At 62.8% G+C, this 13,842-nt stretch carries 8 protein-coding genes; all 8 read right to left on the bottom strand.

Annotated elements, in window-relative coordinates:
- Positions 1-47 precede the first annotated feature (47 nt).
- The gene (locus JaAD80_RS17980) at positions 48-4,748 is read right to left on the bottom strand and encodes a glutamate synthase-related protein (protein WP_102296024.1); all 4,701 of its coding nucleotides are present in this window, start codon (positions 4,746-4,748) and stop codon (positions 48-50) included.
- Positions 4,749-4,942: 194 nt separating this feature from the next.
- Positions 4,943-5,650 carry a transposase gene (locus tag JaAD80_RS17975; RefSeq protein WP_102296023.1) on the bottom strand — a complete coding sequence of 236 codons (708 nt, stop codon included), beginning with the start codon at positions 5,648-5,650 and terminating at the stop codon, positions 4,943-4,945.
- Between the two features lie 156 nt (positions 5,651-5,806).
- Positions 5,807-6,487 (bottom strand): response regulator transcription factor, encoded by a 681-nt coding sequence (locus JaAD80_RS17970; protein WP_102296021.1) that lies wholly within the window; start codon positions 6,485-6,487, stop codon positions 5,807-5,809.
- Between the two features lie 137 nt (positions 6,488-6,624).
- On the bottom strand, positions 6,625-7,752 hold the full coding sequence (locus JaAD80_RS17965) for a HAMP domain-containing sensor histidine kinase (protein WP_102296019.1): 1,128 nt from the start codon (positions 7,750-7,752) through the stop codon (positions 6,625-6,627).
- Between the two features lie 50 nt (positions 7,753-7,802).
- A complete protein-coding gene (locus JaAD80_RS17960) occupies positions 7,803-10,907 on the bottom strand; it encodes a DEAD/DEAH box helicase (RefSeq protein ID WP_102296017.1) in 3,105 nt (1,034 codons plus the stop codon).
- Positions 10,908-11,115: 208 nt separating this feature from the next.
- Positions 11,116-11,604: a YbjN domain-containing protein gene (locus tag JaAD80_RS17955; protein ID WP_258003068.1), complete on the bottom strand. Its 489-nt coding sequence runs from the start codon at positions 11,602-11,604 to the stop codon at positions 11,116-11,118.
- Between the two features lie 28 nt (positions 11,605-11,632).
- On the bottom strand, positions 11,633-12,328 hold the full coding sequence (locus JaAD80_RS17950) for a hypothetical protein (RefSeq protein ID WP_102296072.1): 696 nt from the start codon (positions 12,326-12,328) through the stop codon (positions 11,633-11,635).
- Between the two features lie 9 nt (positions 12,329-12,337).
- Positions 12,338-13,842: putative porin (locus JaAD80_RS17945; protein WP_102296014.1), on the bottom strand; the 1,505-nt coding region annotated here is incomplete at its 5' end.

Genomic DNA, 13,842 nt, shown 5'->3' with positions numbered 1-13,842 from the left:
GCGGCCGGGCCGCTCCCTGGTCATTCATTTGGCAATGAGCTGCTGGCTCAGGCGGCGACGGCTTGCACTTCCATGGCGGCGTCAGCTGCCATTTCAATCAGCGCGCGCTTGTATTCGTTCGGGAAGACTTTCACGAACTTGCCGCGCGCCGCGGCCCAGTCATCGAGCAAGACGCGGGCGCGGGTGCTGCCCGTGTGCTTGAAGTGGCGCTCGATCAGGCGCTTGAGGATCACCTCATCGGCTTCCGGCGCGCCGTCGCGGTGCTGCGTATGCCAGGCGTCGCGGTCGACATGCTGTTCCGCTGCCGACACGACCTTGTCCAGGCTGACCATGGCCGTGTTGCACTTGCTGGCAAAGTCGCCGGCCGGGTCGTACACGTAGGCGATGCCGCCCGACATGCCGGCCGCAAAGTTGCGGCCCGTATTGCCCAGGACCACCACCGTGCCGCCCGTCATGTATTCGCAGCCATGGTCGCCCAGGCCCTCGACCACCGTGGTGGCGCCCGAGTTGCGCACGGCAAAGCGTTCGCCGGCCACGCCATTGAAGAAGGCTTCGCCGGCAATCGCGCCGTACAGCACCGTGTTGCCAATGATGATGTTGTCCACGGCCCAGCCGCGGAACTCGGTATTCGGCCGCACGATGATGCGTCCGCCCGACAAGCCCTTGCCCACGTAATCGTTGCCCTCGCCCACCAGGTCGATGGTGATGCCGTGCGCCAGGAAGGCGCAGGCCGACTGGCCCGCCGTGCCTTGCAGCTGGATGTGGATGGTGTCGTCCGGCAAGCCGGCATGGCCGTATTTCTTCGCCACTTCGCCGGACAGCATGGTGCCCACCGTGCGGTTCAAGTTGCGTACGGGCGAGATGAACGAGACGCGCTCGCCCTTTTCCAGCGCCGCGCGCGCTTGCGCGATCAGCTTGTGGTCGAGCGCCTTTTCCAGCGCATGGTCCTGGAACTCGACGTGGCGACAGGCCTGGCCGTCCGGGGTTTCCGGCTTGTGGAAGATGGCCGAGAAGTCCAGGCCCTGCGCCTTCCAGTGCGAAATGGCCTTGGATTTGTCCAGCAGGTCGACGCGACCAATCAGTTCGTCATACGTGCGGATGCCCAGCTGCGCCATCAATTGACGGGCTTCCTCGGCAACGAAGAAGAAGTAATTGACGACATACTCGGGCTTGCCCGAGAACTTGGCGCGCAGCACCGGATCTTGCGTGGCCACGCCCACCGGGCATGTATTCAAGTGGCATTTGCGCATCATGATGCAGCCTTCGACCACCAGCGGCGCCGTGGCGAAACCGATCTCGTCGGCGCCCAGCAAGGCGGCGATGACCACGTCGCGGCCCGTCTTCATCTGGCCGTCGGCCTGCACGCGGATGCGGCTGCGCAAGCCGTTGAGCACCAGGGTTTGTTGCGTTTCGGCCAGACCCAGCTCCCACGGCGTGCCCGCATGTTTCACGGACGACAGTGGCGAGGCGCCCGTGCCGCCATCGTGGCCGGCAACGACCACGTGGTCGGCTTTCGCCTTGGTGACGCCGGCGGCGACCGTACCGATGCCCACTTCCGACACCAGTTTGACGGAAATCGAGGCGCGCGGATTGGCATTCTTCAAGTCATGGATCAGCTGCGCCAGATCTTCGATGGAATAAATGTCATGGTGCGGCGGCGGCGAAATCAGGCCCACGCCCGGCACGGAAAAGCGCAGGCTGGCGATGTATTCGGACACCTTATGGCCAGGCAACTGGCCGCCTTCGCCCGGTTTCGCGCCTTGCGCCATCTTGATCTGGATCTGGTCGGCCGAATTCAGGTAGGCGGCCGTGACGCCGAAACGACCCGACGCCACCTGCTTGATGCGCGAGCGCATGGAATCGCCTTCCTGCAGGGGAATATCGACGACGATCTGCTTGCTGCCGACCACCGACGCCATGGTATCGCCCTGGCGGATCGGAATGCCCTTCAATTCCTGCGTGTAGCGGTTCGGATCTTCGCCGCCTTCGCCCGTATTCGACTTGCCGCCGATGCGGTTCATGGCAACGGCCAGGGTGGCGTGCGCTTCCGTACTGATCGAGCCGAGCGACATGGCGCCCGTGGCAAAACGCTTGACGATTTCCTTGGCAGGCTCCACTTCCTCGAGCGCGATGGCCTTGGTCGGGTCGAGCTTGAACTCGAACAGGCCGCGCAGGGTCAGGTGGCGACGGCTCTGGTCGTTGATGATTTGCGCGTACTCCTTATAGCTGGAGAAATTGTTGCTGCGCGTGGAGTGCTGCAGCTTGGCAATCGCATCCGGCGTCCACATGTGGTCTTCGCCGCGCACGCGGAACGCGTACTCGCCGCCCGCGTCGAGCTTGTCGGACAACACGGGATCGTTGCCGAAGGCCAGCGCATGCAGGCGCAGCGCTTCTTCCGCCACTTCAAACACGCCGATGCCTTCCACGTTCGACGCCGTGCCCTTGAAGTATTTGTCGACCAGCGACTTGTTCAAGCCGATGGCTTCGAAGATTTGCGCGCCGCAGTAAGACATATACGTCGAAATACCCATCTTCGACATGACCTTCATCAAGCCCTTGCCGACGGCCTTGGTGTAATTGTAGATGGCTTTATCGCCCGACAGCTCGCCCGGCAAGCCGTGCGCCATGTCGACCAGCGTTTCCATGGCCAGGTAGGGATGGACGGCTTCCGCGCCATAGCCTGCCAGCAGGGCGAAGTGGTGGGTTTCGCGGGCCGAGCCCGTTTCCACGACAAGGCCGGTGGAGGCGCGCAAGCCCTTGCTCACCAGGTGCTGGTGCACGGTGGAGGTGGCCAGCAGCGCGGGGATCGCCACCTGGTCGGCGCAAATGGCGCGGTCCGAGACGATCAAAATGTTGTGGCCGGATTTCACGGCGTCGACGGCTTCCGCGCACAGCGAGGCCAGGCACGCTTCCACGCCTTCCTTGCCCCAGGCCAGCGGGTAGCAGATGTCCAGCTCATACGACTTGAACTTGCCACCCGTGTGTGCGCTGATGTTGCGCAGGCGCGCCATGTCATCAAAACCCAGCACGGGCTGCGCCACTTCCAGGCGCATAGGCGGATTGACGTTGTTGGTATCGAGCAAGTTCGGTTTCGGGCCGATGAAGGACACCAGCGACATCACCATCGCTTCGCGGATCGGGTCGATCGGCGGGTTCGTCACTTGCGCGAACAGCTGCTTGAAGTAGTTATACAAAGGCTTCAGTTTGTTCGACATGACGGCCAGCGGCGAGTCATTGCCCATCGAACCCGTCGCTTCTTCGCCGGCTACGGCCATCGGCGCCATGAGGAATTTCAAGTCTTCCTGGGTGTAGCCGAACGCCTGCTGGCGGTCCAGCAGCGATGGCTGGGCTTTTTCGCCCTGGGCACGGTCCAGCTTGGCTTGTCCTTCAGCCAGCTTGATCTCGTCGAGCTTGATGCGCACCGAGTTGATCCACGCTTTATACGGCTTGGCGTTGGCGTAGGTGTTTTTCAGTTCCTGGTCGTCGATGATGCGGCCCGCTTCCAGGTCGATCAGGAACATTTTGCCAGGTTGCAAGCGCCATTTCTGGATGATCTTCGATTCGGGGATCGGCAGCACGCCCGATTCCGACGCCATCACCACCAGGTCGTCGTCCGTGACGATGTAGCGCGCCGGACGCAAGCCGTTGCGGTCCAGCGTGCCGCCGATGTGGCGCCCGTCCGTGAACGCCATGGCGGCGGGGCCGTCCCACGGTTCCATCATGGCAGCGTGGTATTCGTAGAAGGCGCGGCGGTTGTCATCCATCGTCGTGTGGTTTTCCCACGCTTCCGGAATCATCATCATCATCGCCTGGGCGATCGGATAACCGGCCATCAACAGCAGTTCCAGCGCATTGTCGAAGCACGCCGTGTCGGACTGGCCTTCATAGATCAGCGGGAAGAGTTTCTGCAGGTCCTCGCCCAGCACGGCCGACTTCATCACGCCTTCGCGCGCGCGCATCCAGTTGAAGTTGCCCTTCACCGTGTTGATCTCGCCATTGTGCGCGATCAGGCGGTACGGGTGGGCCAGCGGCCATTCGGGGAAGGTATTTGTCGAAAAACGCTGGTGGACGAGGGCCAGGGCCGAGATGCAGCGCGCGTCCTGCAAGTCTTTATAGTAGACACCCACCTGGTCGGCCAGCAGCAAGCCCTTGTACACAATGGTGCGTGCCGACATCGACGGCACGAAGAATTCCTTGCCGTGCAACAGCTTCAAGGCCTGGATGGCGTGGCCTGACGACTTGCGGATCACATACAGTTTGCGCTCAAGCGCATCGGTGACCATGATGTCCGGGCCGCGGCCGATGAAAATCTGGCGGATCACGGGTTCCTTGGCGCGCACGGTGGGCGACATCGGCATGTCCGTATCGATGGGCACGTTGCGCCAGCCCAGCACGACCTGGCCTTCGATGCGCACGGCGCGTTCGATTTCCTGTTCGCAAGCGATGCGCGACGCGTGCTCCTTCGGCAGGAAGACCATGCCCACGCCGTATTCGCCAGGCGGCGGCAATTCCACGCCCTGCTTGGCCATTTCCTCGCGGTAGTACTGGTCGGGAATCTGGATCAGGATTCCGGCGCCATCGCCCATCAGCGCATCGGCGCCCACGGCGCCCCGGTGATCGAGGTTTTTCAGAATCAGCAAGCCCTGTTCAACGATGGAATGGGTCTTGTTGCCCTTGATATGGGCGACGAAACCGACGCCGCAGGCATCGTGTTCATTGGCTGGGTCGTACAGGCCTTGCGCTTTCATGGGCTTCTCCGCTGCGTATGACTATCGAAAAACTAGAGTAGTGCAACGCAACAAAAAACTCAACCAGAACAATTAGGGTCGGAGTCGAATTAAATTCGTTTCCGTCGCTCTAAAAATTTAATAGGGACATAGTCAAAGCAATTTCATTAAAACGTGAGATCGGTGTCACTTTTTGTTTTAAATGCGAATGATTTTCAAGCAGCGTCCGCTGCCGCCACGATTTTGCGGGGACGGCCACGCTTGGCAGGCAGCACCTGCCGCTGCATTTTCAGCTCCAGCGCCTGCTTGAAAGCGTCGCTACCCAGCGGCCAGCCCTTCAGCACCGCCTGCTCCACCACCTTCACCTGGCTGCTGCCCAGGCCCTGCTCAAACAGGCGCAGATACGCGGCCTCGCGGTCGAACGGCGTGTTGCCCAGCGCCCAGTACAGCGCGTGGTCGGTAATGACGGGGTCGGGACGCATACCCGCATGGTGCGCATAGCTGGACCAGGCGTGGTCCAGCGCCTGGCCCGCCAGACCGGCCTGCACGGGCACGCATTCCAGGTAGCGGCAACAGGTGAGAAAGAAATTGTCAGGGTCGATGACGGAAGTTTTGTAGCGTCCCTGCCACAGCGCTCCTTCGCGGCCATATTTCTGGTTGAAATACGGCACGTAGTAGCGCCCCAGCCACTGCATCAGCTGTCCCAGGCCCGTCGAATCGGCTGGTGTAGCCAGTAAATGTAGTTGATCAGGCAATAAAACATAAGCGTGAATGGCCACCTTGAACATTTTCGCGCCCGTTTTCAGCCAGGACAAAAATTGCGCGTAGTCCGCCGCATCCTGGAACACGCTCTGGCGGTTGCTGCCGCGCTGGATCACGTAATGGGGCAGGGCGGGAATGATGAGGCGGGGCAAACGGGCCATGGCAAAGTCACAAAAATGAAGGCTAAGGCCTTGATTTTACACAGTATGCACGCGCAGGTCGACTCTGACCCTGTTTTATTGAAAATGCGGGAAACGGCGGCTGACTCTGTCCCTTTTTATCCTGCCGGCCGCTGGCGGGCGGCAGGAAGTAGCGGATCACGACAAATTGAAACTGGCCGACAGGCTGTAGCCTTCGCCATACGCGCTGCGCAGCGGCAAGTCCTGGCCCAGGCCCATCTTGGCTTTCTTGCGCAAACGGTACACGAGCATGTCGACCCGGCGGCCCGCGTCGGGATCTTCGCCGCCCATGCCGGCCACGATGACGTCGCGTGGCACGGGGCGGGTATTGATGGTCAGCAGGTGCAGGAAATTGAATTCTTTTTCCGTCAGGGCGATGACAGAGCCCATCAGTTCAAGTTGGCGAGCGCTTACTTTCAAGGTCCACTTGCCCGGCTCGGGCAAGGGGTCTTGCGGACCGACGCGGCGGTCGAGCGCCTCGATGTGGGCGGCCAGTTCGGGAAACTTGATCGGCTTGGTGAGATAGTGGTCGGCGCCCAGACGCAGGCCGAGGATGCGGCTGTCGAAGGCGACGCGGCCCGTGAGCACCAGCACGCCGATTTGCGGATACAGCTGGCGCATGCGGGGGATGACGTTGAAGCCATCCTCATCGGGCAAGCCCAGGTCCAGCACGACCACGCCAACATTGCCATGGCTCAACGCCGTCCACATCCCGCCAGCGGAGCTGGTGATATGCACTTCGTGTTCGAGCTCAACGAGGAACTCCGCCATGTCTTCGGCGTAGTCCAGATTGTCTTCGACGATCAGTATTTTCGTCATTGCTACGCCATTCTTCCGTTAGTGAGCTTCCGTGGGCAAACCATGCCATTCACTTCGACACCATGATGGACGGCCTAACAGGTTTACGTCAAGGAATTATCACGGTTGCCTTCAGCGGAAGCAAGGCTTTTCCTTGTCTAGACAGGAACGGGCAGCCAAATCCGGAAAAGTGCCCCGCCCTCGGGCAGATTATGCCCCTGCAAAGTCCCGCCATGCACCTCGACGACGGCGCGCGCCATATACAGTCCCAGCCCCGCACCGGGGTGCGTGGCATGGCTTCCACGGCTTCCTTTCTCAAACAGCCGCGCCAGCTCCTCTTCCCGCAGGCCTGGCCCCGCATCGCGCACGCATAGCGCCACGCCGCCTTCGGGCACCAGGCTGGCCGACAAGCCAATCACGCTGCCCGGCGGACTGAACTTGACGGCGTTGTCCAGCAAAATCTTCAGGCACAGGGCCATGCCCGGCACGTCGCAGCGCAGTTTGAGCGGCAAGTCTTCATCGAGTTCCAGCTGCACCGTGTGGCTGGCGGGCACGGTGGCCGCCGCCTGCTGCAGCAGGGCCAGCGGCGCGATGCCGTCGGCGGCCCGCTCGCGGCCGATGGCCGCCATACGTTCAGGCGACAAATACTCGTCGATCATGCCCAGCAGCCGGTCCACGGCCGTCTGGATTTTCACATAGCGCTTGCGCGTGGCCTCGTCGGCATCCTTCGAGGTCGAAACGAGGCGCTGGATGGCACCATCAATGGTGGCCAGCGGCGTGCGGAATTCATGCGACAGCATCGAAGCGAAGCGTTTTTGCTCTTTTTCCCGCTCAGCTTCCTGTGCCTGAATGGCCGTGACATCGCGCACCGTGCCCACCAAGGTCACGCCACGGCTGCCATGCCCCGGCACGATGGTCGAGCTGATTTCCAGCGCCAGCACCTGCCCATCCGCATGCGGCAATGCCACTTCACGCAGCAGTGTCAAGCGGCTGGCATCGCCAGCGCGCCAGCGCTGCAGACGGGCCGGCACGTCGGCTGCCAGCTGCGCCGCATGCACGCGCAGGGCGGGCATGTCGTGGCCCGTCATGCGCTGCGCGGCAGGACTAAGGTACAGCAATTCGAGGGTGCTGGCATCGAGCAAAAAGGCCACATCGCGGCCGTGCTCGGCCAGCAGGCGGAACTGATGTTCGCCGGCGCGCGCACGCAGCAGGGCGCGGCGCAGCTGGACAAAGCGCAGCGCCATGAGGATGACGCCGGCAAGCAGCAAGAGGAGAAAAGGCAGCATGCTTTATACCTGGCAAGAAATAATCGCCAAGTATAGGGCCAGCCGCCCCGTTAATCCTCGAGCGGGGCGAAAATCTGCTGCAAGTCTTCCTGCGTCAGGGCCATCTTTTGCGATTCGCCTTCGGCCAGGATCGATTGCGCCAGTTCCGATTTCTTTTGCTGCAGCAGCTGGATTTTTTCTTCCAGCGTGCCCTTGGCGATCAGTTTATACACGAACACGGGCTTGTCCTGGCCGATGCGCCAGGCGCGGTCCGTGGCCTGGTTTTCCGCCGCTGGATTCCACCACGGATCGTAGTGGATCACCGTGTCGGCCGCCGTCAGGTTCAGTCCCACGCCGCCCGCTTTCAGGCTGATCAGGAAGATCGGCACGGCGCCCTGCTGGAAGGCCGCCACTTGCGCGCCCCGGTCTTTCGTTTCGCCCGTCAGCAGCGCATACGGGATATCGCGCGATTCCAGTTCTTCCTCGATCAATTCCAGCATGCTGGTAAATTGCGAGAAGACGAGGATCTTGCGTCCTTCGTCGAGCAAGTCTTCCACCATCTGCATCAGGTCGAGCAGCTTGGCCGAACCGGCCGACTGCTTCTTCGCCGGCAGGGATTTCACCAGGCGCGGGTCGCAGCACACCTGCCGCAGCTTCAGCAGCGCTTCGAGGATGACGATCTGGCTGCGCGCCACGCCCTTCTTGTCGATTTCCTCGCGCACTTTCTGATCCATCGCCAGGCGCACGGTTTCGTACAGGTCGCGCTGCGGCCCCGTCAGTTCCACCTTGCGCACCATCTCCGTCTTCGGCGGCAGTTCCTTGGCCACGTTATCTTTCGTGCGGCGCAGCAGGAACGGCTTGATGCGGCGGTTCAGCAGCATGCGGCGCAGCGGGTCGTCCTGGCGTTCGATCGGATGGCGGAACTGGGTGTTGAAGGTTTTCTCGTCGCCCAGCAAGCCCGGCAGCAGGAAGTGGAATTGCGACCACAGTTCGCCCAGGTGGTTTTCCAGCGGCGTGCCGGACAAACACAGGCGGTGGCGCGCGCGCAGCAGGCCCGCGCTTTGCGCCGCCTTGCTGCGCGTATTCTTGATGTAGTGCGATTCGTCGAGGATGACCAGGTGGAAATCATGCTCGCGCAGGGTTTCCTCGTCGCGCGGCAGCAAAGCGTAGGTGGTCAGCACCAGGTCGCATTGGTCGATCTGGTCGAATTGCTGCGCGCGGTCCTTGCCTTGCAGCAGCAGCACTTTCAGGCTGGGCGCGAACTTGGCCGCCTCGTCCTGCCAGTTGCCCATCAAACTCGTCGGCGCGATGACGAGCGCCGGATGCGTCAAACGGCCCGCTTCCTTTTCCACCAGGATATGCGCCAGGGTCTGCACCGTCTTGCCGAGACCCATGTCATCGGCCAGGATGCCCGCCAGGTCATGGTCGCGCAGGAATTGCATCCACGCCAGGCCATCGGCCTGGTAGTCGCGCAAGGTGGCTTGCAAACCGGCTGGCGCCGCCACTTTTTGCACGGCACCGAACTGGCTCAGCTTGCGGCCCATGGCGCGCAGCTGCTCGCCGCCCGACCAGCGCAATTCCAGCCCGCGCGCCAGGTCTTCCAGGCGCGCCGCGTCCAGGGTCGACATGCGCACCGCATGTTTGATCTTGTCGCTGAAGTAGAGTTCCCCCAGCGTGTTCAGGATCGGGCGCACGCGGCCCCAAGGCAGGGCCACGCGCGTGCCATCGGGCAAGGTCGCCAGCATCTGGTCATCGTCGGCATGCGCCTCGATGACTTTCGGGTTGAAATCGTTGGGCGCGTTGCGGATCAGCTGCACCAGCACGGGCAGCAGCGGCACGCGCTCGTGGTTGACGACGATGCCCAGTTCCAGTTCGAACCAGGCATTGCCGCTGTCCGGGTCCTGGTCGTCGATCTCTGCATACCAGTCGTCCACGTCGCTCACGTCGTAGCGGTATTTGGCCGTCTTTTCCACGATCCAGCCCTGCTCCAGCAGGGTATCAATGCCGGACTCGGCAAAACGCAGCCAGTCCGCCTGGGACGGCAGCAGCAAGGCGCCCTTCAAGCCGCTCAAGGGGGCGGCGCCCGGCTTCTTGAATTGCAGCTCGGCCAGGGTGGCCAGCGCGCGCGCTTCATCGACCGTGTTTCTCTGGATAATTTCCGTCACCTCGCCCACTTGCCGCACCACCCGCTGCGACGGATCGAACGAGACGCGCTCGCCATCGTAGTCGTAGGATAGTACAGCGAAGTCATGCCAGCGCTGGACGCTGCCGTCGGCCAGCATGGCGCTGTCCATCAGCAACACCGGTTGCGCCGGCACATCCTTGCGCAAGCGCTGCGGCAGGGGCTGCGGCAGCGGCATCAGATGCTGCAAGCCTTGCGCCAGCAGCAGTTGCGACACGCGCACCTTGTCGTTGGCGTTCAGGGGCGGCGCCTGCGCCACCAGCGCCTGCAAGTCGGCCAGGGAAATGTCGGAGCCGCCCTGGTTCAGTTCCAGCACGCCGCACGACAGGTTGTCGATATACCACGGCGGATCGGTGGGCAGCATGTAGTCGATCTGGTCGGCGCCATGGTGCTTCGCGCCTTCCGGCGGATCGACTTGCCAGCCCAGGCGCATGGTCTTGCCCTCGTCGCGCCAGAACAGGCGGGCGGGACGCACGGGACCTTCTTTCAGCGGGTACACGAGGCCATTGCCGACATCGGCCCAGGAATTGGCCCACAGCAGCTTATCCTGCTCGGCCAGCATTTTCAGCAGGGCCGCGCCGACCTTGCCCTTCGGCTCCGTGGCGCTGCCCGTCTGCGAATTCTGCCCGCTGCGCATGGCCACGAAGAAACGCACGAGGTCTTCGTCGGCCGGCGTCAAAAAGCTGGGCGGCGCCGACAGCAGCGAAAAGATTTCGCTGATGGGAGACGCCGCCGCCACGTCGCCATTCGGCCTCAGCCGCGCCTTGTACAGGCACAGGGCCACGTGGCGGCCACCGCTGGTGGGCGCCAGCACGTAGATCAAACGATGCCCGTTGAGCTTGGGATCCGGTTCGGCAATCGTCAGCACGGCCTTCGGATGGGCGGCTGCCTCCACCCGCTGCAGCCAGGTGGCGACGGCATACGGCAAAGGCGCACCCGGCGCGCTGGCCGGGGCAACTGGGGTTTCACTGGTTTCGTCGCGGGTAAAATCCATGGGGCGCATTAGAGTGTAAAGGTCGTATCCAAATCGGCAACAGGCAATATTATCCGCCATACAGGCGTTGCTGGCTTGATTCACACACGCTCTTTGAGCAGTTTTAATGCGCGATGCTTAAAAAATAAGTATTTAATGCGACACTCCTGCCCCGCTGGCGGCAAAAATGGCCCGCCATCGGCCATTCCCGCCGCGCGCAAGGCCCTTGTCAGGCTGGCACGCTTTCTTCTTCGGCCACGGCCGGCGCCGCGACAGCCGGCGCGGCGCCGTCATTGGCGGGCGTAAAGTTGCGTAAAAACAAGAAAAACTGGCCCATCATCTGTGTCCACAATTGCAGATTGATATTCAGGTACTCTTTGCTGACGCCGCCGGCCACCAGCACATCCATTTCCAGCACGACAAAATCACCATGCTGGGCCACGCGCGCGAAACGCTTGCTGCGGTGCCACTCAGCCAGTAAGCCGGCCGGCAAGTCGCCGCCCTGCACGCGCAGCGGGCAGCTCAGGGTCAGGTCCGCATACTGGCCAGGCGCCGCTTCATTGCCCCACAGCACCTGGAAACCGATGCCATGGCTGGCGCTGTGCAGGCGGACCACGCCATCGTGTTCGATGCTGGTGACGGCGCAGCCGGCCGCCTTGATGGCGTCGGCCATTTGTTCCGCGTTCAGGGTGGTCAGCAAGGTATTCGTGTGTTCCATGGTCATTCCATTCAGTCAGAAAGTAAAATTATTGGGGAGCGGGCGCGGCCGGCGTGGCGGCCGCTTCCGTTTGACGTGCATCAAAGCGGCCCTGGTACAACTGGTCGCCGTACTGCTGAGCGATTTGCTCCAGCTTGACCCGGCTTTGCGCGGCAAACGGCTGGCGTGCCCGCATGACGTCCAGCACATCGAGTCCTTCGTACGCGTGCAGAATTTCTTGCCCGGTGGCATACAGCTGGGCATTCTTGCTCTCGCAACGGGCCAGCGCGCCGCGCTGCGCCGTCACTTCGCCGTCGAGGCGCACACGTTCCGCTTCCAGCTGCTTGCCGCTGGCCGTCAGCTGCGCGCTGGCCTGGCGGTATTGCGCCAGGCTGGCCGCCGCCTCTTGCGCGGCAGCTGTGCTGCGCTGCTGCTCCTGCGCCAGCTGCTCCCGCTGCGCGCGCTCTTGCGCCAGCTGCGACTGGCTGCGCGCCAGGTCTTTTTTCAAGGCATCGCTGGCGGGCGCGGCGGCGGGTGCCGCCTTGGCCGCTGGCGCGCCCTTGGCTTTGAGCAATTCCAGTTCGCCGCGCGTCTGCTGCAGCTGCGCCGTGACATTGCGCAGCTCGGCCCGCAGGCGCTCTTCCATGCTCTGGCCCTTCTGCCCCTGCGCCTGGGCGGCATTACCCGCCAGCAGCAAGAGCAGCACGGCCGACAGGCGCGCCGTGTTCGCGTTAACAATCGACATCATGGCTCCTTAAAAACGCGCGTTCAATTCGATTTGCAGGGTGTCGATCGACAGTGCCGAGCCGAACACTTCGCGGCTCGACGTCCAGCGGCCGTTGAGCCAGGTATTCTTGTCGAGCGCATACGCGCCGCCCAGGTAGTAGCCGCGCGCATTCGTGCCGCCCAGGTGGAAGGTGGAATCGTTGTAGGCGTCAGGCAAGGCATCCGGTTCGATGCGCTTGTAGCCGAGCAGCACGTTCCAGTCGCCGCGCGCCGCCGGGCTGGCCTTGCCCAGGGTCGCCTGCAGCATGTAGGCATTGCCGCCGCTCTTGAAATCGGCTTGCGTGACGCCGCCCGTGCCGCCGAAATTGTTCATGATGCCGCCCTTCGCGCGCGCCCACATGTCGTTCTTGTCGTAAGCCATGTTGCGCACATAATCGCCTTCGATGCGCAAGTCCGTGCCGCCGGCCACCTTGCTGTCCCAGCGCGCGTTCAGGTTGGCCAGGCGGAACTTCGATGCCAGGCCCACATATTGCGGCTGCGGCGTATTCGCCGGGTCGAGCGGGTTCAGGGCGATATTGCGCAGTAACATCAAGCTATTGCCCTTTTGCATGCTCGACGGACGCGACCAGTCCGTGCCGCAGCCATCGGCGCCCGCGTACAGCGCGCATGGCTGCGAATATTCACCGCTGATGTTGCGGAAGTTGTAGTAGGCCAGCGCGCCGCGCAGCTGGTTGTCGCTGTTGACCTTCCACGCGGCGCCCACTTGCGCGCCCAGCAGCCATTTGTTTTCGCTGGACATTTTGGCCTGGCTGCGACTCGGCGCATTGTCGGACGAATACTCGAGCGGAATGATGCCCAGGGTGCCGAAGACCGTCACGTCCTTGCTGTCGCCAACCGGTTGCCGCACCTTGGCGGCGATGCCGTCGAAATTGAGTTCGCTGGAAAACAGTTCATCGGCTGACACGAAGGGATTGTCGAAACGGCCCGCCGTCACCGTCAGCCAGGAAGCGGGCTGGTACGACACCCAGGCCTGATCCAGCCAGATGTTTTTCTTGCCCAGGCCGCCACCGAGGGTTTGCGTGGTCGACACGGGGCTGTCGTCATTGCCGCTGGCCAGGCGGATGCCTGCTTGCGTGCTGTCGGAAATATCGGCCAGGATGCCCAGGCGGGCGCGCGCGCGCAGCAAGTTCTTGCGGTCCTGGCGCGTGTTCAGCAGCGATGGCAGGGTCAGGTTGGTATTCGGGTTGACGTCATAGCCGCTGCCGCTGTTGAGCGAGCGCCAGTCGATCTCGATATTGCTGTTGGCCATGTCGTAATAGCGCGATTCATAGCGCGCGCGCACATCGCCTTCCATGCGGATGCGCTTGGTCCATGCCGGCGTTTCATTCGGCGCGGCCCAGCCGCCCGCTTTTGCCTCGGCCATGACTTGTCCCTTGATTTCGTCACGGATCTGTTCGCGCACGGTTTGCGAAATGTACGGCACGCGCACGTCGCCCGGCTGCACTTGCGCCAGGGCCACGGGCGCGCCGGCAG

Source organism: Janthinobacterium sp. AD80 (genome assembly GCF_002878455.1).
Taxonomy (GTDB): domain Bacteria; phylum Pseudomonadota; class Gammaproteobacteria; order Burkholderiales; family Burkholderiaceae_D; genus Janthinobacterium.
This window is presented reverse-complemented; position numbering and strand designations above follow the sequence as displayed.

Coding starts and splice junctions, on each gene's coding strand:
- JaAD80_RS17950 (WP_102296072.1), bottom strand. CDS start 12,328: ATGTCGATTGTTAACGCGAACACGGCGCGCCTGTCGGCCGTGCTGCTC.
- JaAD80_RS17970 (WP_102296021.1), bottom strand. CDS start 6,487: ATGACGAAAATACTGATCGTCGAAGACAATCTGGACTACGCCGAAGAC.
- JaAD80_RS17975 (WP_102296023.1), bottom strand. CDS start 5,650: ATGGCCCGTTTGCCCCGCCTCATCATTCCCGCCCTGCCCCATTACGTG.
- JaAD80_RS17960 (WP_102296017.1), bottom strand. CDS start 10,907: ATGGATTTTACCCGCGACGAAACCAGTGAAACCCCAGTTGCCCCGGCC.
- JaAD80_RS17955 (WP_258003068.1), bottom strand. CDS start 11,604: ATGGAACACACGAATACCTTGCTGACCACCCTGAACGCGGAACAAATG.
- JaAD80_RS17965 (WP_102296019.1), bottom strand. CDS start 7,752: ATGCTGCCTTTTCTCCTCTTGCTGCTTGCCGGCGTCATCCTCATGGCG.
- JaAD80_RS17980 (WP_102296024.1), bottom strand. CDS start 4,748: ATGAAAGCGCAAGGCCTGTACGACCCAGCCAATGAACACGATGCCTGC.